This window comes from Betaproteobacteria bacterium, from assembly GCA_016194905.1.
Taxonomy (GTDB): domain Bacteria; phylum Pseudomonadota; class Gammaproteobacteria; order Burkholderiales; family JACQAP01; genus JACQAP01.
The window spans coordinates 25936-46426 of sequence record JACQAP010000019.1; the positions used below are offsets into that span (position 1 = coordinate 25936).

The 20491-nt window shown below is 58.6% G+C and carries 20 protein-coding genes; 7 read left to right on the forward strand and 13 right to left on the reverse strand.

Annotation, left to right across the window (positions count from 1 at the left end):
• Positions 1–84 precede the first annotated feature (84 nt).
• Genes HY067_11525 through HY067_11545 form a run of 5 tightly spaced genes read right to left on the reverse strand, consistent with a single transcriptional unit; the run spans position 85 to position 5104 of the window.
• Entirely contained in the window at positions 85–2217 is a 2133-nt protein-coding gene (locus HY067_11525) for a type IV pilus secretin PilQ (protein ID MBI3528585.1), read from the reverse strand.
• 18 nt (positions 2218–2235) lie between these two features.
• On the reverse strand, positions 2236–2757 hold the full coding sequence (locus tag HY067_11530) for a pilus assembly protein PilP (GenBank protein ID MBI3528586.1): 522 nt from the start codon (positions 2755–2757) through the stop codon (positions 2236–2238).
• Positions 2754–3386: a type 4a pilus biogenesis protein PilO gene (locus HY067_11535; protein MBI3528587.1), complete on the reverse strand. Its 633-nt coding sequence runs from the start codon at positions 3384–3386 to the stop codon at positions 2754–2756. The genes HY067_11530 and HY067_11535 overlap by 4 nt, the downstream gene beginning before the upstream one ends.
• Positions 3387–3392: 6 nt before the next feature.
• Entirely contained in the window at positions 3393–4001 is a 609-nt protein-coding gene (locus HY067_11540) for a PilN domain-containing protein (protein MBI3528588.1), read from the reverse strand.
• A complete protein-coding gene (locus tag HY067_11545) occupies positions 3998–5104 on the reverse strand; it encodes a pilus assembly protein PilM (GenBank protein MBI3528589.1) in 1107 nt (368 codons plus the stop codon). The genes HY067_11540 and HY067_11545 overlap by 4 nt, the downstream gene beginning before the upstream one ends.
• Positions 5105–5258: 154 nt before the next feature.
• On the opposite strand from HY067_11545, the gene HY067_11550 reads away from it, so the two are divergent.
• Positions 5259–7589 (forward strand): penicillin-binding protein 1A, encoded by a 2331-nt coding sequence (locus tag HY067_11550; GenBank protein ID MBI3528590.1) that lies wholly within the window; start codon positions 5259–5261, stop codon positions 7587–7589.
• A 5-nt stretch (positions 7590–7594) separates the two neighbouring features.
• Entirely contained in the window at positions 7595–8215 is a 621-nt protein-coding gene (locus HY067_11555) for a hypothetical protein (GenBank protein ID MBI3528591.1), read from the forward strand.
• An 8-nt stretch (positions 8216–8223) separates the two neighbouring features.
• Here HY067_11555 and hemB read toward each other — a convergent pair whose 3' ends face one another.
• Positions 8224–9228, reverse strand: coding sequence for a porphobilinogen synthase (gene hemB, locus HY067_11560; GenBank protein MBI3528592.1), 1005 nt, complete (start codon positions 9226–9228; stop codon positions 8224–8226).
• Between the two features lie 231 nt (positions 9229–9459).
• Positions 9460–10062, reverse strand: coding sequence for a YihA family ribosome biogenesis GTP-binding protein (locus HY067_11565; protein MBI3528593.1), 603 nt, complete (start codon positions 10060–10062; stop codon positions 9460–9462).
• Positions 10063–10135: 73 nt separating this feature from the next.
• Here HY067_11565 and HY067_11570 point away from each other — a divergent pair, with 73 nt between their 5' ends.
• Positions 10136–10738, forward strand: a complete 603-nt coding sequence (locus HY067_11570; protein ID MBI3528594.1) for a cytochrome c4 — start codon at positions 10136–10138, stop codon at positions 10736–10738.
• A 14-nt stretch (positions 10739–10752) separates the two neighbouring features.
• Here the strand turns inward: HY067_11570 and hemL are convergent, their stop codons facing one another.
• The 3 genes from hemL to thiD are packed head-to-tail and all read right to left on the reverse strand — an operon-like array spanning position 10753 to position 13507.
• Positions 10753–12042 (reverse strand): glutamate-1-semialdehyde 2,1-aminomutase, encoded by a 1290-nt coding sequence (gene hemL, locus HY067_11575; protein MBI3528595.1) that lies wholly within the window; start codon positions 12040–12042, stop codon positions 10753–10755.
• Positions 12043–12051: 9 nt separating this feature from the next.
• Complete coding sequence (locus HY067_11580; GenBank protein MBI3528596.1) at positions 12052–12687, reverse strand: thiamine phosphate synthase; 636 nt, start codon at positions 12685–12687, stop codon at positions 12052–12054.
• Positions 12671–13507: a bifunctional hydroxymethylpyrimidine kinase/phosphomethylpyrimidine kinase gene (thiD, locus tag HY067_11585; GenBank protein ID MBI3528597.1), complete on the reverse strand. Its 837-nt coding sequence runs from the start codon at positions 13505–13507 to the stop codon at positions 12671–12673. Before thiD ends, HY067_11580 begins: the two co-directional genes overlap by 17 nt.
• A gap of 64 nt (positions 13508–13571) precedes the next feature.
• Between thiD and HY067_11590 the strand changes: the two genes are divergently transcribed.
• Both HY067_11590 and gloA read left to right on the forward strand, forming a co-directional pair.
• On the forward strand, positions 13572–13760 hold the full coding sequence (locus tag HY067_11590) for a rubredoxin (GenBank protein MBI3528598.1): 189 nt from the start codon (positions 13572–13574) through the stop codon (positions 13758–13760).
• Positions 13718–14158, forward strand: coding sequence for a lactoylglutathione lyase (gene gloA / locus HY067_11595; GenBank protein MBI3528599.1), 441 nt, complete (start codon positions 13718–13720; stop codon positions 14156–14158). The genes HY067_11590 and gloA overlap by 43 nt, the downstream gene beginning before the upstream one ends.
• Before the next feature lie 12 nt (positions 14159–14170).
• On the opposite strand, the gene rsmA is transcribed toward gloA, so the two are convergent.
• From rsmA to HY067_11610, 3 genes are all read right to left on the reverse strand, one after another.
• The gene (gene rsmA / locus HY067_11600) at positions 14171–14944 is read right to left on the reverse strand and encodes a 16S rRNA (adenine(1518)-N(6)/adenine(1519)-N(6))-dimethyltransferase RsmA (protein ID MBI3528600.1); all 774 of its coding nucleotides are present in this window, start codon (positions 14942–14944) and stop codon (positions 14171–14173) included.
• A gap of 135 nt (positions 14945–15079) precedes the next feature.
• Positions 15080–16390, reverse strand: coding sequence for a peptidylprolyl isomerase (locus HY067_11605; GenBank protein MBI3528601.1), 1311 nt, complete (start codon positions 16388–16390; stop codon positions 15080–15082).
• A 72-nt stretch (positions 16391–16462) separates the two neighbouring features.
• Entirely contained in the window at positions 16463–18679 is a 2217-nt protein-coding gene (locus HY067_11610) for an LPS-assembly protein LptD (protein ID MBI3528602.1), read from the reverse strand.
• Between the two features lie 65 nt (positions 18680–18744).
• Here HY067_11610 and HY067_11615 point away from each other — a divergent pair, with 65 nt between their 5' ends.
• Together HY067_11615 and HY067_11620 are read left to right on the forward strand one after the other, a co-directional pair.
• On the forward strand, positions 18745–19737 hold the full coding sequence (locus tag HY067_11615) for a phosphotransferase (GenBank protein ID MBI3528603.1): 993 nt from the start codon (positions 18745–18747) through the stop codon (positions 19735–19737).
• 32 nt (positions 19738–19769) lie between these two features.
• Entirely contained in the window at positions 19770–20450 is a 681-nt protein-coding gene (locus HY067_11620; protein MBI3528604.1) for a nucleotidyltransferase family protein, read from the forward strand.
• Positions 20451–20491 lie beyond the last annotated feature (41 nt).

Sequence of the window (20491 nt, forward strand, 5' to 3'; positions counted from 1 at the left end):
CATTTTAGCGAAACCATCGCTGTACAGCGGAAAAGCGCCAAAAAAAACGGCCGCAGATTGCGGCCGCTCGGGGAATGGTGTTGTCTAGCGGACGCTCAAGGTATCCTTGATCACCCGTGGCGTGACGAAAATGAGTAACTCACGCTTGTCGTTGCGTTTCAAGTCCTGACGGAAGAAGAAGCCCAGAACGGGGATGTCGCCAAGGAACGGAACCTTGGTCAAGGTCGAGGATTCTTCCTGAGTATAGATACCACCCAGACCTACCGTACCGCCATTTTCCACCAGCACCTCGGTCGAAACCTGTTTGGTATCGATGGCGGGGCCGGCACTGGTGTTCGCGCCGACACTGTCTTTGTTGACGTTCAACTTCATCATGATGTTGTCGTCAGGCGTGATTTGCGGTTTGACCTTGAGACTCAAGGTCGCCTTACGGAACGAGACGCTCGTCGCGCCGCTGCTGGTAGCCTGCTGGTAGGGAATTTCCGTACCTTGTTCGATGACGGCTTCCACGTTGTCGGCCGTGATCACGCGCGGGCTGGAAATGATCTTGCCTTTGCCGTCCGCCTGCAACGCGGTGATTTCGAGGTTCAGGAATTTGGTCATTGCATCGTTCATCAGGATCAATGAAAGCTGTCCCGGGTTCACGCCACCAAGACCGGGAGCCGGCATATTCACGAACGTCGAATCGGTCAGGAAATTCGGCGTGTCTGTGGTCTGTCCGCTGTGAGCACCGGTATCCACAAGGCCTCCGCCGATTAACGCCCGGTGAGTGCTCCCCGGAATCTGTTCACCGCGGCCAGTCGTGTCATGCCAACCCAGTCGAGCACCGACGTTGCGGCTGAAAGTGTCCGTAGCCTCGACAATACGGGCTTCGATCAATACCTGGCGCACCGCTTTGTCGGTTTTCTTCAACAAATCCCGAACTTCGTCGAGTTTGGAAGGCGTGTCCTGGACGAAAATCTGATTCGTCCTGGGGTCAACAACGGCGCTGCCGCGCTTGGACAGAATTCTCTGCGCGGCGTCAGTAATGACCTTCTGGAAGGCTTCCGCTTTCTGATAGTTGAGCTGAAAACTCTCCGTGCGCAACGGCTCTAGTTCAGAGATCTGTTGCCGCGCTTCCAGCGCGAGTTTCTCCTTGGTGGCGAGCTCATCTCGCGGCGCGATCCAGACCACGTTGCCGGTCTTGCGCATATCCAGGCCCTTGGCCTGCAGAATGATGTCCAGCGCTTGATCCCAGGGAACGTCCTTGAGGCGCAAGGTAAGGTTGCCGCTTACCGTATCGCTGGTGATGATATTGAGGCTAGTGAAGTCGGCGATCACTTGCAACACTGCGCGCACTTCGATGTTCTGGAAGTTCAATGACAGTTTGTCGCCCGTATAGCCACTGGACGCTTTCGGTTTACCGGCCTCCTCGACCACCGGCTTTACCTCAATGATAAAGCGGTTGTCCGTCTGGTAGGCGGATTGCTCCCAGCGCCCCTTCGGCGTAAGCGTTATGCGGGTGTTCGCCCCGGAACGGGTGACTTCGAAATTGTCGACCTGGGTACCGAAGTCGGTGACGTCGTAGCGCCGCTCAAGTGCAGGCGGCAAAACGGTCTGGATGAAGTCGACCAGAACGCTCTTTCCCTGTTGGCGCAGATCAATGCCCGTTGTCGCATCGGAAAGATCGACGATAATTTGTGCCTCGCCGTTTCTGCCACGACGAAAATCGACGTCGCGAATCGCATGTCCTTCACCGCTAGCCTTGGGTTCGGCAAAAGCTGTGGAAGAATCTGTCGCGGCAGTAGACGCGGCGACGCCTCCGCCCTCCAACATAATGATGACCGAATTACCGTCTATCTTGGTCGCGTACTTGACCATTTTCGCGAGGTTGAATACCACCCGCGTGCGGCCGTTGGATTGACCCAACCTGATCGTGCGCAGCTCGCCCTGGTTGACATCCTGCGAATTTTTTCCGAGACCATTGACAGTGCTCGGAAAATCGAATGCGACGCGCGGCGGATTGTTTACGGTAAATGCTGCCGGCGGATTGGTCGGTGCTTCCTTGAATCCGAGTTTGACCGTCACGCTGCCAGCCTGAGTGGAAACGTCGATCGACTGGATGACGTTACCCGCAGACGGGGCGGATTTGTCCTGACCATGAGCACCCATGTTTACCAGCAATACCAGTCCCAGCGGCGCGGCGACGAGTTTGATCAAACGACCGATGCGTTTCATATTCGCGTGCTCCTTAGTTCATTTCTCGAGCAGCTGCAAACTGCTTGTGCGCTCGGTCCAGGACCCCGATGAAGAATCCTGGATGACTTCCTTGAGTGTCACCGTCGATTCGCTGATCGAGGTCACGACACCGAAATTTTGTCCCAGATAGTTTCCGGACTTGACGCGATATAGATTGTTGTCAGGCGTCTTGATCAACGCGAAGCGAACCTGCTTCTGCTCGAGAGTGCCGACCATTTGCAGACTCTCCAGCGGAAATGCTTCCAGCGCTTCCTTGCGGCGGTTCAGGTCAGGGCGCGGGCCGCCGCCCGTCCCGCCGCGCGTATCGGCGACGGTCTTGCGTGGCCTGAAAGGATCCGGCAGATCGAAGGCGTTATAGGCAAATGGTTCGAATTGCCTGACTTCCGGAATCGGTTCCACACGTCCGCGCAGCCCCTCGCCCGATTCCTTCACGAACTGCTTGAGGTCGGAAAACTGTTCGCCGCCGCAACCGGAGACCAACAGTGCAGCAAGAGCGATTGCAAAAAGGGCGCGCGTCATTTCTTCTTGGGAGCGGAGGCATCACGTGCGGCCTTGCGCTGAGCCGCAACTTCGCTGTCATCCAGATAGCGGAACGTTTTGGCGACGGCGTCCAGGGTCAGGCCACCCTTGCTTGTGCTCAACGCAATATCATTCAATGTGACGATGCGGGAAAGCTGGGAAATGTCGCTCGCGAACGCGCCGATGTCATGATAGTTACCAGCGAGTTTGATCGTGATCGGCAACTCCGCATAAAACTCCGACCGGGTTTCCGCAGGCGCCGGGCGGAACAGTTCGAACTGCAGGCCGCGACCCAAACCGGCCTGGTTGATGTCCGTGAGCAACGCTTCCATCTCCGACTTGTTTGGCAACTGCTTCAACATTTCGCCGAAGGACTCTTCAATCTCAGCTAGTTGCTTGCGATAGGCCTCAAGGTTCACGGCCTGCTTTTTCTTGTCGAGGAAAGCGGTTCGCAGGTCTTGTTCTTTCGCCCGATCCCGCGCCAAATCGTCGAGTTGATTTTGCCAATCGAACCAGTATCCGGCGAACACGAGAACGAGTAGTAGTATGAACAACGCGCCGAGCTTCGGCAGCGCTGGCCAGCTGCCGATATCGCGCGGATTTAGTCTTCGAAGATCGTCAAGCGTCATGGGGCGTCAGGTTTTCGGCGCAGGAGGCACTGCGGTGGGCGCAGCCGGTTTCGGACGCGAGGCACTTTCCTCTTTTGGCCGCGAAATATTGACGTTCAAATTGAATTCGTTGAGGGCCGCATTGTCGACAGTGACCGCCTTTATTTCGATCAAAGACGGGCTCTCAAGCCAGGGTGACGCCTCGAAATTACGCATGAGCGTCGAAACTCGCGCGTTGGATGTTGCATAGCCGATGACATTTACGCGTTGGCCGGTCTGCTTTACCGACTTTAGATATATGCCGTCTGGAAGCTGCCTTACCAGCTGATCGAGCAGTCGCACGGTCTCGGTACGGTTGGTCTGCAGGGATTCCACCACGCGCTTACGCGCCAGCAACGCCTGCGTTTGCTCCTTGAGCTTCCTGATTTCATCGATCTGTTTATCAAGCAGCACAATCTCGGATTCGAGGTATTTATTGCGCTCGACCTGGTTTTCGATCCGGCCCGCAAAAAAAGTGTGCACGGCGACGACGATGGCGGCGGCCAAGCCAAGCGTCATACCGGCTAAGATGAAGAATTGCTGCTGCTGGGCCTTGCGCCGGGCTGCGCGGTGCGGCAGAAGATTGATCGGGATCATTCGTCGAACCTCCGCAGCGCGAGGCCACAGGCCACCAGCAACGCTGGCGCATCCACCGTCAATTGCGCCTGCCGAACTTTCGAGGACACTTCCATTCCAACGAACGGATTCGCAACCAGCGTATTGACCTGCGTGCGTTCGGCGACCACTTCCGGCAATCCGGGTATCGTAGCCGAACCACCGGACAGAAATATATGGTGAACTTGGTTGAACTGCGTGGAAGTGAAGAAGAATTGCAGCGCCCTTGCAATTTCAAGTGCCAAGGTATCCATGAACGGTGCCAGCACTTCAGAGTCATAAGTGTCTGGCAGGCCGCCGTTGCGCTTTGCCGCCTCCGCCTCTTCGACCGATAAGCTGTAATGCCGCATGATTTCCTGCGTCAGCTGGTTGCCGCCAAACGGCTGCTCACGCATATAAACCGATTGGGCGTTGCGTAATACGTTGATATTCATCATCGATGCACCCACGTCAACCACGGCAATGGTCTGATCATGACCGGCATCGGGTAATTGACCCTGCATCAGTTCGAATGCATTTTGGGAGGCAAAAGCATCGATATCCATAACCGTAGCCTTGAGACCGACCGATTCGGCCACGGCAACGCGGTCCTCAACCTTTTCCTTGCGCGATGCGGCAATTAGCACTTCTACATCTTCCGTACTGTTAGGCGCAGGTCCAAGAGTCTGAAAGTCGAGATTGACCTCTTCGAGTGCAAACGGAATGTATTGATTGGCTTCAGTTTCGACTTGGGCTTCGAGTTGTTCATCGGTCTGGCCGGCGGGCACCACGATCTTTTTCGTGATGACTGCTGCGGAGGGCAGGGCCATGGCAAGATTCTTGGCTCGGGTGCCCATGCGCTTCCAGCCGCGGCGCAGCGCATCGCCAACCTCCTCGAGGTTCATGATGTTTCCGTCAACGACAGCATCCTTGGGCAACGGCTCGATGGTGTAACGCTCGAGACGATATCGCCCCCTGCCGGGCCCGGTCAGTTCCACCATTTTCACCGACGACGAACTAATGTCGACGCCGATCAAAGGGGGCGACTTGGGTTTCAGCAGGCTGCCGATAAAATCGGCATCAAACGCAAATTTTCCCTTGAGCATTGGCCGTTTAGACGCGATACGTATAATCTACATTAAATGCTAGCAACAACTATTTTGCATGTAAAGCGTTTTTATGCAGGATTCTGTTGCCTGCTGACAACACCTTATATAATGCCCGTCGTTTTCCTTTCCGCGCCCCCGCGGCTGTTTAATCATGTTCTCCCGTTGGTGGATCTATCCCCTCATAGGGCTGGCTGCGTTCGCGGTTTCCCTAGCGTTGATCGTGGGTTATGCCGCAGTGGTGGCTTATCCTAATCTTCCTTCCCTGGATGCCCTCACCTCGTATCAGCCGAAGATACCCCTGCAAATTTTCAGCATGGAAGGCAGCCTCATCGGCGAGTTCGGGGAGGAAAAGCGTGCCTTCGTTAAGATCGACCAGACGCCGGAATTGCTCCGGAAAGCCATTATTGCAGCGGAAGACGAGCGCTTTTACGAGCACGGCGGCGTGGACTATATCGGGGTCATCCGCGCCGCGCTGTCCAATTTCGCGTCCGCCAGTGCACGTCAAGGGGCCAGCACAATCACCATGCAGGTGGCGCGCAATTTTTTCCTCAGCACTGAAAAAACTTTCAGTCGCAAGTTCAGCGAGGCGTTGCTGGCATTCAAGATCGAGCACAGCCTGACGAAGGACGAAATCCTGCAGTTGTACATCAATCAGATCTACCTCGGCCAACGTGCTTACGGCTTCGGTGCAGCCTCCCAAGTCTATTTCGGCAAGCAACTCGATCAGTTGAGCGTGGCGGAGATCGCGATGCTCGCCGGTTTGCCAAAGGCGCCATCTAGGTACAACCCAGTCGTCAATATGAACCGGGCCAGGATTCGCCAGCGCTATGTATTGCGGCGAATGGCCGAGCTCGGGCATATCGACGAACAGCAACTCAAAAAGGCCGAGGCACAGCCGATCATCATCTCGCGCCAGATTCAGGAGTTTGCAACCCGCGCGGATCACTTTGCCGAAATGGTGCGCCAGGCCATTTACGACGCTTACAAGGAGGAGGCCTACACGCGCGGATTCCGCGTCTACACCACGCTTTCGAAGATTCATCAGGACGCCGCCTACCGCGCGTTGCGGCTGGGTGTCATGGAATACGACAAACGCCAAGGCTACCGTGGCGCGGAGGGCTACTTCAATCTGCCAAAAGAGGAAGTTGGCGAAGAAGCCCTGGAAGACGCGCTGCAGGAAGAACTGGAAAGCGACGACGTCTATCCGGCCATAGCGCTGGATGTCGATGCCAAAGTGGTCAAGGCCTATCGCAAGGGCGGCGGGACCGTGACCATCACCGGCGACGGGCTCAAATTCGCGAGCCGGATGATCGGCAATAAGGCTCCGGCAAAAGTGCGGCTCAAGCGCGGCGCGCTGATTCGCGTTCAACCGGACGCGAAGGGCGATTGGCAAATCGTGCAGCTGCCGCAGGTGGAATCCGCTCTGGTTTCGGTGGATACCGACAACGGTGCAATTCGGGCACTGGTCGGGGGCTTCGATTTCTATCGCAACAAATACAACCATGTCACCCAGGCGCGTCGTCAGCCGGGCTCAAGTTTCAAGCCATTTATTTATTCGGCGGCCCTCGAGAAGGGATTTACGCCCGCGACCATCATCAACGATGCGCCGCTGACCATCGACGCCAGCGAAACCGGATCGGTCAACTGGCAGCCGCGAAATTTCGACGGGAGCTTCGATGGCCCCATCCGCATGCGCACTGCGCTTACGAAATCAAAAAACCTGGTATCAATCCGGATTTTGCAGGCGATCACGCCTCAATATGCGCAGGACTACATCTCGCGTTTCGGTTTTGATCCGAAGCAACATCCCCCCTATTTGACGATGGCGCTGGGCGCGGGGTCGACGACGCCCTTGGAGATGGTGATCGGCTATGCCGTCTTCGCCAACGGCGGTTACCGGATGACTCCTTACTTCATCGAGCGCATCGAAGATGCTCAGGGCACCGTGCTCGGGAAAGCAAATCCCGTCGTCGTCGGCAAAGGGGCGGAACGGGTTCTCGACCAGCGCAACGCCTTCATCATGACCAACATGATGCAGGATGTAATTCGCGGCGGAACCGGTGCCCGTGCCATGGCGCTGGGCAGAATCGATCTTGCGGGCAAGACCGGAACTACCAACGAGCAGTTGGATGCGTGGTTTGCGGGCTTCCAACGGCACCTGGCTTCCGTGGTTTGGGTCGGCTACGATATTCCGCGTACGCTCGGCGATCGCGAGACCGGTGCCGTTGTTGCATTGCCTATCTGGATGTCATACATGGGCGCGGTATTGAAGGGCCAGCCCGAGGAGCTGCCGATAGCGCCCGAAGGCGTGGCGGCTGTCGCCATCAATCCGGAAACCGGCCTGCGCGACAAGCATGCTCCGGCGCCTATGATCGAATATTTCTATCACGAAAACGTGCCGCCGGAACAAGAGGGCGGACCGGAGAACGAAGGCGTGGATACGCCCAAGCCTCCGGAGGAAGTGAAGGACCAGTTGTACTAACACCTATGCCGAGGGACCACGGTAACAACAAACAAATGCGGGAACGCATCGCCCATCTGGCGGCGCGGTTGATGGCCGTCGACGGCGTCGACGACTACGCGCTGGCGAAACGCAAGGCGGCGCGCCAGGCTGGCGCGCCCGATACCCGCAACCTTCCCAACAACGACGAAGTCGAACACGCACTGCGCGCCTATCAGCAGCTCTATCAGGCCAACGAACAACGCGATCGATTGCGTCATCTTCGTCAGCGAGCTCGCGAGATGATGGAACTGCTTGCCCGCTTCGATCCCTATCTTTCGGGTGCGGTGCTCTCCGGCAGCGCGGGCAAATATTCCGATATCGACCTGCTGCTATTTACCGACAGCATGAAGGACGTGGAATTGTTCCTGTTGGATCGCCGCATTGCCTATCGCACCGGGGAGCGTCGGATCCATATCGGCGACGAAATGCGCGGGGTGCCGAATTTCAGCGTTAGCACCGAAGATGCCGATTTCGACATTACCGTATTCGCTCCACGCGATCTGCGCTCGCCGATTCGCAGCACGCCTGACGGTCGGCCGCTGGAACGTGCTCGCATAGACTGGCTGGATGCAACACTTGCCGAACGCAACGCGCCCGGCGCCTGATACCGGCTTCAACCTTCTTTCAGCCAAGCGGCTGCATCCAGCGCGAAGTACGTCAAAATCGCGTCAGCACCGGCGCGTTTGAACGCCAAAAGCACTTCCATGACGCATCTGTGTTCGTCAATCCAGCCATTCTGCCCGGCCGCCTTGAGCATCGCATACTCGCCGCTAACCTGATACACCAAGGTCGGCGCACCGAATGCATCCTTCACCCGCCGTACTATGTCCAGGTAGGGCATGCCCGGCTTGACCATCACCATGTCGGCGCCTTCTTCCAGATCTAACCCCACCTCCCACAACGCTTCGTCGGAATTGGCCGGGTCGACCTGATAGGTGTACTTGTTGCCCTTGCCGAGCGTAGCGGAGGAGCCGACCGCATCCCTGAACGGGCCGTAGAAATTCGACGCGTATTTGGCGGCATAGGCCAGAATGCGCGTGTGGATGTGCTTCCCCGCATCCAGCGCCTCACGCAATGCACCGATGCGGCCATCCATCATGTCCGACGGCGCAACGATGTCGACTCCGGCCTGTGCGTGAGACAATGCCTGTTTGACCAAAACTTCGATGGTTTCGTCATTGAGCACATAGCCACTACTGTCGATCAAGCCGTCCTGCCCGTGGCTGGTATAGGGATCGAGCGCGATATCGGTGATGACGCCGAGTTCAGGAAAACGCTCCTTGAGCGCGCGGATGGTGCGCGGAGCGAGTCCTTCTGGATTGAAGGCCTCGCGTGCGTCGGCCGTTCTGAACCGGTTGTCCACCACCGGGAACAGCGCGATGGCCGGGATATCGAGTTGCACACACCGCTCCGCCTGCTTGAGCAACCGGTCTATGGAAACGCGTTCCACCCCCGGCATCGAGGGCACAGCTTCGCTACGATTCTCCCCATCGATAACGAATACCGGATAGATCAGGTCATCAGCAGACAACCGATGCTCCCGCACCAGCCGACGCGAAAAGTCATCGTGGCGAAGCCTGCGCATCCTTCGACGCGGGAATTTCCCCAGAACATGCATGATTCTCGATCCTTATCCCGCGTGTTTCGCGGATATTAATTTATTGATTTATTGAAGAAAAGCCATGGATATGGAACTTTCGACCGCCTCGATACTCTGATAGCGTAGACAGCGATGTCTCCCGCTTCTCCTCCCTGAGCGGGTGCCTTAATCCAATTGAGGCTTTGTTTTACCCCCCGGTTTTAGTCCCCTTTAACCGGGGGTTTTTTATTTTACCCGCACGTTTGCACGCTAGGCGGGCGCGTACCACCGATTCAGCACCGCTTCTGCTTCATCGATTCCGATCCTCGTTTCCGCCGAGAACAACTGGACCGACACATCGGGAAAGTCGGCGGCAAGTATCTTCGTGGTATTGCGCAGCTGTTCCATTGCCGGCTGCCGACCGAGCTTGTCCGCTTTGGTAAGCAGAATATGCACGGGCCTTCCAGTACCCTCGAACCACCCCAGCAATTGCCGGTCGAGGGGCTTCATTGGATGGCGGATGTCCATGACCACGATCAGGCCTCGCAGTTGCGGACGTAACTGCAGGTATCCCGAGATCAGCAATTCCCATTCGTTTCTCATCCCTCGCGGCACCTTGGCATAGCCGTAACCGGGCAGGTCTACCAGAAAGCGCTCGCCTCCAAGACTGAAGAAATTGATCTGCTGGGTTCGCCCCGGTGTCTTGCTTACGAATGCCAGTCGATGGCGTTGCGCGAGCGCGTTGATGGCGCTCGACTTGCCTGCATTCGAGCGGCCGGCAAATGCGACTTCCACCTGCGAGGGCGGCAAGCCGCTCCCGTCGGCGGCCGACGTGAAGAAGGCGATGTCGCGAAACAAACCTGACTGGCTCATGAGTTACGTTAAAATAATGATCCGGTCAGGGCCGGATGTGGCGTCTTGCCCGGCAGTAAATTAGGGAGCCTTCATGAATCGTTTTATCGCGACCGTTGTCGCATTGGTAGCCATCACTTCCGCTCACGCCGCAGGTGATCCCGCCAAAGCGCAGGGAATCGTCAATCAGGTTTGCGCAGCCTGTCATGGTATCGACGGCAACAGCCCACTGTCCGCGAATCCAAGCCTCGCTGGTCAGCATCCCGAGTATCTGTTCAAGCAGCTGACCGAATTCAAGTCGGAGGCGCGTAGCAATCCGGTGATGACCGGAATGGTGGCAAATCTTTCTCCCGACGACATGCGCAATCTGGCCGCGTATTACTCGTCGCAGACTCCGAAACAGATGGGCGCCAAGGACAAGGATCTGGTGGCGCAGGGGCGCAAGCTCTATCGTGGCGGCAATCCGTCGAATAGCGTTGCAGCCTGTGCAGGCTGCCATTCGCCGAACGGGTCTGGAATTCCGGCCCAATATCCCCGACTTGCCAGCCAGCATGCCGACTATGTAGCTGCGCAGTTGAAAGCTTTTCGTGCCGGCAATCGCGCCAACGATCCGAATCAGATGATGAGGGCGACGGCGGTCAAATTGACCGACAAGGAAATCGCCGCGCTTGCCGAATACATCTCGGGATTGCATTAAGCCGCTCGCCGTCTTCACGCAGCGGCAACTTTCCGGAATGCGATTTTCGCCGCTTTGATGGTAGCCTCGATTTCGGCGTCACCGTGCGCGGCCGATACGAAACCGGCTTCGTAGGCCGATGGCGCGAAGTAGACTCCCTCCGCCAGCAGCGCGTGGTAGAAACGGTTGAAAGCCACCTTGTCGCTCTCCATTACCTGCGCATAAGTCTCCGGCGGTTTTGCGCGAAAATAGACGCCGAACATTCCCCCCACTGATTGCGTGGAAAACGCGATGCCGGCATTGCGTCCAACACTTTGCAGCTGTTCGACGAGGCTGGTGGTGTGGGCTGCCAGGCGGTCGAAAAATCCCGGGGCCTGAACCAACTTGAGCGTCGCCAGTCCGGCAGCGACCGCGACCGGATTTCCGGATAGCGTGCCAGCCTGGTAGACCGGACCCAGCGGAGCGATCAACTGCATGATGTCGCGCCGGCCACCGAACGCACCGACCGGCATGCCGCCGCCGATGACCTTGCCGAGCGTGGTGAGATCCGGGGTAATCCCGAACAGACCTTGCGCCCCTTGCGGTCCCACGCGAAAGCCGGTCATGACCTCATCGAAAATCAACACCGCTCCATAACGCGTGCACAGTTCACGCAACGCAGTTAGAAATTCCTTGGTGGGCTTCACGAGATTCATATTGCCGGCAACTGGCTCGACGATGACGGTCGCGATCCGATCGCCTTCCGCCTTGAAAGCGGCTTCCAGCATTGCGGGGTCGTTGTAGTCGAGCACGATCGTGTGCGCGGTGATCTCCGGTGGCACACCTGCCGAACTCGGCTGACCCAGTGTCAGCGCCCCCGAACCGGCTTTCACCAGAAGCGAGTCGGCGTGGCCGTGGTAGCAGCCCTCGAACTTGACTATCTTCGGCCTTCCGGTAAAGCCACGCGCCAGCCGGATCGCCGTCATCGTTGCCTCGGTGCCCGAACTAACCAGGCGCACTTGCTGCATCGAAGGCAGACAGCGCGTAATGCATTCCGCCATCTCCAGTTCCGACTCCGTTGGCGCGCCGAAGCTCAGTCCGCGCGCAGCGGAATCCTGCACGGCCTTGACGACTTCCGGATGGGCATGACCAAGCACCAGCGGCCCCCAGGATCCCACATAATCGATGTAACGCCTGTCATCGGCGTCCCACACGTAAGGTCCATTGCCGCGAGCAAAAAAAACCGGGGTACCGCCGACCGAACGGAATGCCCGCACCGGCGAATTCACCCCGCCCGGGATGACTCGCTGGGATTTCTCGAACAGGATTTCATTTCTGGATTTCATGAATGCATCTCACGAATTGACAGGCATCTGAAATAGCCGTGCAAAACGGCGTGCTTGCGCCTCCACATCGATTGCATCGAACAGCGCACCGACCACGGCAACAGCGTCGGCGCCGGCGGCAATCAGTCCGGCAGCATTGTTCTCGGTAATTCCGCCGATTGCGACGACCGGAAGCGCAATTTCCGAGGCTGCGATTTGCAGAAGTTCCGTGCCGGCCCGTAACGCCTCGGGCTTGGTGGAGGAAGAAAAGAAACTTCCGAACGCGACATAGTCCGCACCTTGCGATACCGCTTCCCGCGCACGACCGATTTCGTTATAGCAGGACACACCGATCAGTTTTCCCGGCCCGAGCATCGTCCGCGCTGCGAGCACGCCACCGTCATCCTTGCCCAGGTGAACGCCATCGGCATCGACTTCGCGTGCCAGCGCCACGCTGTCGTTGACGATGAACAGCGCATTCCAGTTCCGACACAAGCGCACAATCTCGCCTGCTTGCGACCGGCGCAGCGAATCCGCGATCGATTTGCTCCGGTACTGGATAACACTGGCTCCGCCGCGCAGCGCCGCGTCGACCTTGCTGATCAACGCAATCGAATCGGTCAGTTCCGGGGTTACTGCATACAGGCCGCTAACTGGCTTGTTCATCCTCCCGTTCTTCCTCGCGCGCCCAGAACAGACGGTCCGGCACCAGTTGGCCCATACCGGTCCGATACGCGTGCTTGAGCGTCTGCCAGGTATATTCCTGCGCGTCGCGCACGGCTTCCGGAATGGCAAGGCCGTTGGCGATCGTCGCTGCGATGGCCGAGGCCAGCGTACATCCCGACCCATGATAGGTCCCGGCGAGTCGCTGCCATGAGTCAGTGCGCATGACACCCTGTTGTTCGTAAAGCGTGTTGATGACTTGCGGCGTATTCTCGTGTGTGCCGGTAATAAGCACATATTCGCAACCCAGACTGAGGATTCTGCGTGCGCATTCTCCGAGGTCCGGATCGTCATCTCCGTCTGCATCGTCGTCCCGGGCCAGCCGGCGCATTTCGAGGCTGTTTGGCGTGATCAGCGTTGTCTGCGGAACCAGCAGTTCGCGCATGGCCGAGATGAGGTCTTCGGAAGCCAGTTCGTCTCCGCGCCCCGAGGCGAGGATCGGATCCAGTACCAGCGGAATATCTGGATAATCGGATACCACTTCCGCAATTGCCGCGACGGCTTCTACACTGCCCAGCAGTCCGATCTTGAACACTGCAACCGGCACGTCTTCGAGAACGCAACGCGCCTGATCGGCCACCCACTCGGCGTCGATGGGCAGCACATCCTCCACGCCCATCGTGTCTTGGATGGTGACCGCAGTGACCACGGACAATGGGTGACATCCCATGCTGGACAGAGTGAGGATGTCCGCCTGCATGCCGGCCCCGCCGCTGGGGTCGGTTCCCGCAAACACGAGGACAATGGGAGGCGGAGCGGGCACGTCGATGTATTTCGCGGCTGCGTTTCGAACTAAAATGGAAGTTTAACCGAAACCCTTGCTTACCATGGCCGCGACCGACGACCAAACCTACAAGACTTACATGTGTTTAATCTGTGGATTCATTTATGACGAAGCTGCCGGCCTGCCCGAGGAAGGCATCCCCGCCGGTACGCGCTGGGACGATGTCCCGGTCAACTGGGTTTGCCCGGAATGCGGCGCCCGCAAGGAAGACTTCGAACTGGTCGAGATCTAGAGAGGGCGGACATGCGAATACTTCACACCATGCTGAGGGTCGGAGACCTGAAGCGTTCGATCGAGTTCTACACCAACGTGCTCGGAATGCAGGTACTGCGGCAGAAAGACTATCCGGATGGCCGCTTCACGCTGGCGTTCGTCGGGTACGGCGCCGAGGACAAGGAAGCCGTGCTCGAGCTGACCCATAACTGGGATACGCCCAGGTACGATCTCGGTACTGGCTATGGCCACGTCGCGCTGGAAGTCGATGACGCTTACAAGGCCTGTGAAGAGGTGAAGAAGCGCGGTGGCAGGGTCACGCGCGAAGCCGGGCCGATGAAACATGGAACCACCGTGATCGCGTTTGTGGAAGATCCGGACGGCTACAAGATAGAGTTCATCCAGCACAAACACTAGAAATGCCGCGGTTCAGGTCCTGGCGGCAACCATGAAGTTAGCGATCCGCACGAAATCCGCCACGCCGAGGGTCTCTCCCCTTGCCACCGGATCGATCCCAAGTTGCTCGAAGTCCGACGACACCAGTATTTCCCTCAAAGTATTGCGCAATGTCTTGCGGCGTTGACCGAACGCACGCATCACCACCTCCGCGAACAGCTTCTCGTCGTCCGCCACATGCGGCAGGACCCTGTGCGGAATCATGCGCACGATGGACGACCAGACCTTGGGAGCGGGGCGGAAGGCCGAAGGCGCAACGTCGAACAACAACTCGATGCTCCATCGATACTGCAACATCACCGACAACCGCCCGTACTCCGAAGTACCGGGTTGCGCACTCATCCTTTCCACGACTTCGCGTTGGAGCATGAAGTGTGCGTCGCGCACAACGTCAGCCTGGCTCGTTAAGTGGAACAGCAGCGGAGTGGATATGTTGTAGGGCAGGTTCCCCACAACGCGCAAGTCGTGCCCCATCGCGGCGAAATCGAATTCGAGCGCGTCGCCCTCGTGAATGGTCAATCGATCGGCTCCATGGCGGGCGCGCAGGTCCGCCACGATATCGCGGTCTATCTCGATTACGTCGAGATGCTCAAGCCGCTGCAACAGCGGCAATGTCAGCGCGCCGAGGCCAGGTCCGATTTCCATGAACCGGTCACCGGATTGCGGGCGGATGGCCGCCACGATGTGCTCGACCACGCCGGCATCTTCCAGGAAATTCTGGCTAAAGCGCTTGCGCGGTGTGCGCATGTCAGCCGAACCTCGCGGACGAACTACGGGTACAACTCAGCGGCGTCGGAATCTGCGTGATTCGTTGATCGACGTCGGGCATACCGCATGCACATGGACGCCATGCAGCGCAGCTACTGCGTTTGGCACGGCGCTTCAGCGTTCTTCCAGGCGCAATTCGACATAAGCGCGGTCGCGCTGCTGCCGCACCCATTCCTGGTAAGCCTCGTCGGCCTTGCGCGTGCGAATCGACTGCCGGGCGAGGACTCGCTGACGTTCTTTCGACATGTCCTCACTGCGCCGCTCGACGACTTGAATCAGATGCCAGCCGAAGGGTGACTGCACCGGGTCGCTGACCTGGCCCGGCTCGAGTCCATTCATCGCACGCTCGAATTCCGCCACGGTATCTCCCGGGGACAGCCACCCCAGGTCGCCTCCGCGCGAGGCGCTCGCATCCTCGGATTGCAGGCGCGCCAGTTCGGTGAAATTGGCGCCGTTTTCGATGCGCTCCTTAAGGTTGGTCAGCCGCTGCTTCGCTTCGGCCTCCGACACCACTTCATTGAGCCGGATCAGGATGTGGCGTGCATGCGTTTGCGGAATGATCACGGGTGATTCATTGCCGCGCTTGTCCAGAAGTTTGATGATGTGAAATCCGTTGGCGCTACGCAGCACCGTGCTGACATCACCGACCTTCATGGTCTTGACGGATTCGACGAAAATCTGTGGAAGGCGCGCTGCCGGTCGCCAGCCCAGCGGACCGCCCTCGAGCGCATTCTGCGCGTCCGAAACGCCCGCGGATACCTGCCGGAAATCGGCCCCCCCCTTGATCTGCTCAAGTGCTTTCTCGGCAATGATGCGCTTCGCCTTGATTTGTTCCGGGCTGGCCTGTTCCGGCACGAGGACCAGGATGTGGGAAAGACTGTACTCGTCGTCTTTGCCTCCTTGGCTTTGCTGGTTCTTCAGATAGTTGTCGATTTCCGCATCGGTGATCAGGATCTTGCTGTCGACTTCGCGCTCTTTCAATCGGGCGATCAGGATCTCGTTGCGCAATTCTTCCCGAAAGCGGTTGAAGTCGATGCCGTCAGCCTCCAGCATCTTGCGGAAAGCTTCCGGCGTCATCTTGTTTTCCTGTGCGATGCGCTCGATCGATCGCTGCAACTGGGTATCGTCCACGCGCAATCCGGTTTCCCTTGCACTCTGCGCCAATACTTTTGCGGTAACCAGCCGCTCGAGCAACTGGCGCTCCAGGACGTCGGGAGCCGGCAAGGGTGTGCCCTGGCGTTTTAACTGCTGCAGCGCGACCTTAACCTGTTCGTCGAGATCGAGACGGGTGACCACCTCGCTGTTGACCACCGCAACAACCCGATCGAGCATCAGGCTGTCGTTGCGCTTTCGACCTTCCTGCGCGGCCGAGACTGGAAAAGCGAGGCATACCAGCAGCAGGGCGCAGAGGATTCGCATATTCATCATTCATTTCGGTAATCGGAAAATTCGCATCATTGCAACAATAGACCATGGCGCCTAGCATGCGTTCATGCGTCAAAATGACGGGAACGGATTGAAATCCGCGGGCCGTTTTTCGTTTGTCTTCGTATAGCCGGTGATGTTCTGCCGCAACAGCTCCAGCGGGCTCGAACCGATCCGCGAAACTCCGTTCAACTCGAGTTGAAAGAACATTGCGTTGACGTACTCCTGGGTCGCGCTCACAAACCGATGCAAGACGAACCGCGCAGCCCAGCACCCGGCATTGTACTCGACCCCCAGCAGCCCCTCCAGGAGACGCCTGTCCCGTAAGGTATAGTTGTAGCGTGCCAACCCGGTCCAGCGACCGCCAATCGGCCATTCCGTCGACAGGTCGACCTGCTCCAGCGTGTCGCGAGTGAAACGGTATCCGAAATTCACCACTTTGCCGACGTCGGGCTGATAGCGTAGCACCGCGTTGCTACGCTCAGTTCGATTGTCGTTGACGCTATACTGCATGCCCAGATCGGTGAACCAGTGCTTGGTGATTTGCCCGGTCGCCGCTGCCAGCACATCGGAACGATCTGAACCGGGCAAGGCTGGCGTGAGCGAGACTTGTTGTTGCTTGAAGTAGTAACGCTGGCCCAGCGTGAAACGCAGTTGTTCGTCACCGTTGTCCGGATCGATCAGTCGGCTGGTGACCGCAGCCGTGAGTTGATTGGCGTCGTTGATCCGATCGCCGCCGCTAAACCGGTTCTCGGTGAATATTTGCGCGAGGTTGAAGTCCGCCAGGGCGGTATCGAAATTGGGCAACTGATCCTGCGGGCGGAACGGGATGTAGACGTAGTAAAGCCGCGGCTCCAGTGTCTGCAGGAACGCGCGCCCCCACAAAGCGGTCTCCCGTTCGAACGTAAGCGCGCTGTCGACGCTGTAAATCGGCAAATTGCGCGACTCTCCGGCACGATTCGGATCCTCGAACGAGTAATTCGTGGTGTGATAGCCGACCTTGGGTGTCAGATAGAAGAACGAAGTCTGGAATGGCGCACTGATCGACGGATACAGAATCTCGCGCCTGCCATTGAGCAGGGTGGGGTGCACAAATTCGACATATTCGCCCTGCAAGCCGAAATCCAGATGTACGTCCGTCGGCCGATTCATGTTCAGCGTAATCTGCGGCATCCGCGCATAAGGCGGAACCACCGGGGCCAGCGGATCCTGCAGGGTCTGAAATCGCTGGACGCGGGTATTCAGATTCCACCAGTCCCCGTCATAGAACAGGTTCCCTTGCCGATTCAAGTTGGTCTGCGACGTGGCGGCGATCTTGTCGCTCAGGTCCGTGAAGTAGGTGTCATCGGAAACGCCTTGCAGGTCCAGCGCGCCCGAAAAACCGTTTCCGAAATTTTGCTGGTGCTGCCAGGAATAGGCATAGCGCGTCTGATCTTTCTGACGATCATCGGGGAGGTATTCGCCGCGCATCTCGCCCTTGAGGTCAGGCTCCAGGTAACGGAAATCCCCGTTCATCAGCACGCCGCGCTTGGCCAGCAGCCGCGGTGCAATTGTCGCGTCGCGATTCGGCGCGATGTTCCAGTAGAACGGCTGGGTGTACTCGAAGCCGCTCTGTCCCGTGCTGCCGATGGTAGGCGGCAGCAGTCCTGTCTTGCGACGACCGCTCAGCGAGAAATCCAGATAGGGTGAATACAGGATCGGCACGCCCTTGAATACCACGGTCGCGTTGTGTGCCACGCCGATATCCCGAAGCCGGTCGAGTTCCAGCCGGTCTATGCGCATGAACCAGTCGTCGTCGCCCACATCGCAATTGGTATAAGTAGCCTTGTCGATCTTGTACAAGTCGCGATTCTCCGCCACCAGCCGGCCGGCATCGCCGCGTGCGCCGTAGCGCAGCAGCCTGTACGCCGGCTTGTCGATATATCCGCTGTCGTTGTCCAGATCGTAGAACAGCTGGTCACCGGTGATGACATCGCCCTCCTTCTCGAAGCGGACGTGGCCGGTCGCGGTAAACTGCTGGTCCGGAAAAGACAGGTGCAGCTGATCGGAAAATATCGCCGTGCCGCGCTTGCGGAGACGCACGCTGCCTGCGGCCTCAAGCTCCTGCTCCTGGTGGCCCTCGACGTGATCGGCGTCGACGAACAGGTCGGTGGGCTCATCGCGGCCGAGTACGTAAGGAATCAGTTCAGGTTGCATCCGGAGTTTGAGACCGGGTTCTTCGGCGTGCGCGCCGTGAGCGACATACAAGATCAACGACAGGACTGCAGATGTGATGCGCAAACGATGCATGCGGGTTGTTGATCGAGGCGAGGTGCTAAAATCTCACAAATCATCCTTCAAGGCAACGAAGCAGCTTGGATCGCTACGCGCTCGTTCACGACTGGCTGACCCGGCAACTTCCCGGACGGACCTTCTCTCTCTCGCCAGCCTCCGCGGACGCCAGCTTCCGGCGCTATTTCCGCGTTACGCTGCCTGACGCCACGCTCATCGTCATGGATGCGCCGCCCGAGCATGAAGATTGCCGCCCGTTCGTACACGTCGCCGGGCTCATGGCCGCGGCGGGCATGAACGTTCCCGCCATATTTGCACAGGATCTTGCACAGGGCTTGCTGCTGTTGTCGGACCTGGGTTCGACGACTTATCTCGCCGCGCTCAGCGATCACAACGCCGACAGTCTGTTCGGCGATGCGACCGATACGCTGATCCGCTGGCAGCTCGCCAGCCGCGAAGCCGTGCTGCCCCTGTACGATGAAGCCTTGCTGCGACGCGAACTCGACCTGTTCCCCGAGTGGTATCTGCGGCGTCACCTCGGCATCGAACTCAATGCCCGGCAACGGCAATCTCTGGAGACGGTGTTCCGGCTCGTTCTCGCCAGCAACCTTGCCCAGCCCAGGACTTACGTTCATCGCGATTACATGCCGCGCAACCTGATGCTGACCGAACCCAATCCGGGAGTGCTCGACTTTCAGGATGCGGTTTACGGGCCGATCACCTACGACGTGGCCTCGCTTTTCAAGGACGCCTTCATAAGCTGGGACGAGCGACGCATCCTCGACTGGACCATCCGCTATTGGGAAAAAGCCAGGCAGGCAAGGCTGCCCGTCAATGCCGACTTCGGCGCGTTCTATCGCGACTTCGAATGGATGGGATTGCAGCGCCACCTCAAGGTGCTCGGCATCTTCGCACGCATCTGCCACCGCGACGGCAAGCCCACTTATGTCAAGGATACGCCGCGCTTCCTAGGCTACGTGCGCACAGTATCCGAGCGTTACGCGCCGCTGTCCCCGTTGCTGCACCTGCTCGATCAATTCGCCGATCGCAAGCCGGCAATCGGCTACACGTTCTGATCCGCGTGCCTCGGCATTTTTCTCCCGTTGCGATGATTCTCGCCGCCGGCCGCGGCGAGCGCATGCGGCCACTGACCGACCACACACCCAAGTCCATGCTGCAGGTCGGCGGCAAGGCACTCATCTTCCGGCATCTTGAAAAACTCGCGGACGCCGGATTCCGCTCCGTCGTGATCAACCATGCCCATCTGGGCGAACAGCTCGAAACCGCCGTTGGCGACGGCAGTCGCTGGAATCTCGCGATTCGTTTTTCGCCGGAAGCGCAGGCGCTGGAGACGGCAGGCGGTATCCGCAATGCGCTGCCGCTGCTGCGCGAACAGGTGTTTGCCGTCGTCAATGCCGACGTCTATAGCGGCTATGATTACGCTCGCCTCGCCGAAGCGATTCGGCAAATGCAACCCGCAACGCTTGCGCATCTCGTCCTGGTCAACAACCCGCCGCATCATCCGGAAGGTGATTTTTGCCTGGAAGGCAATCTGGTGCGCGCCGGCAGCAAAGATCTGCTCACGTTCAGCGGCGTCGGCGCGTATCGAGCGGCACTGTTCGATCCGGTCGCGCCCGGGAGCAAGCACCCGCTGGCGCCGCTGCTACGCGAACAAATGGCCCTCGGCAAGATTACCGGCGAGCATTTTCGCGGCGCATGGGACGATGTCGGCACACCGCAGCGCCTTGCCGATCTCGAGGCGCGGCTGCAGCAGGCACCGGACCGCTGACCTCCGTCCGCGCGGGATCGGCATCGCACAGGCCGTATAAT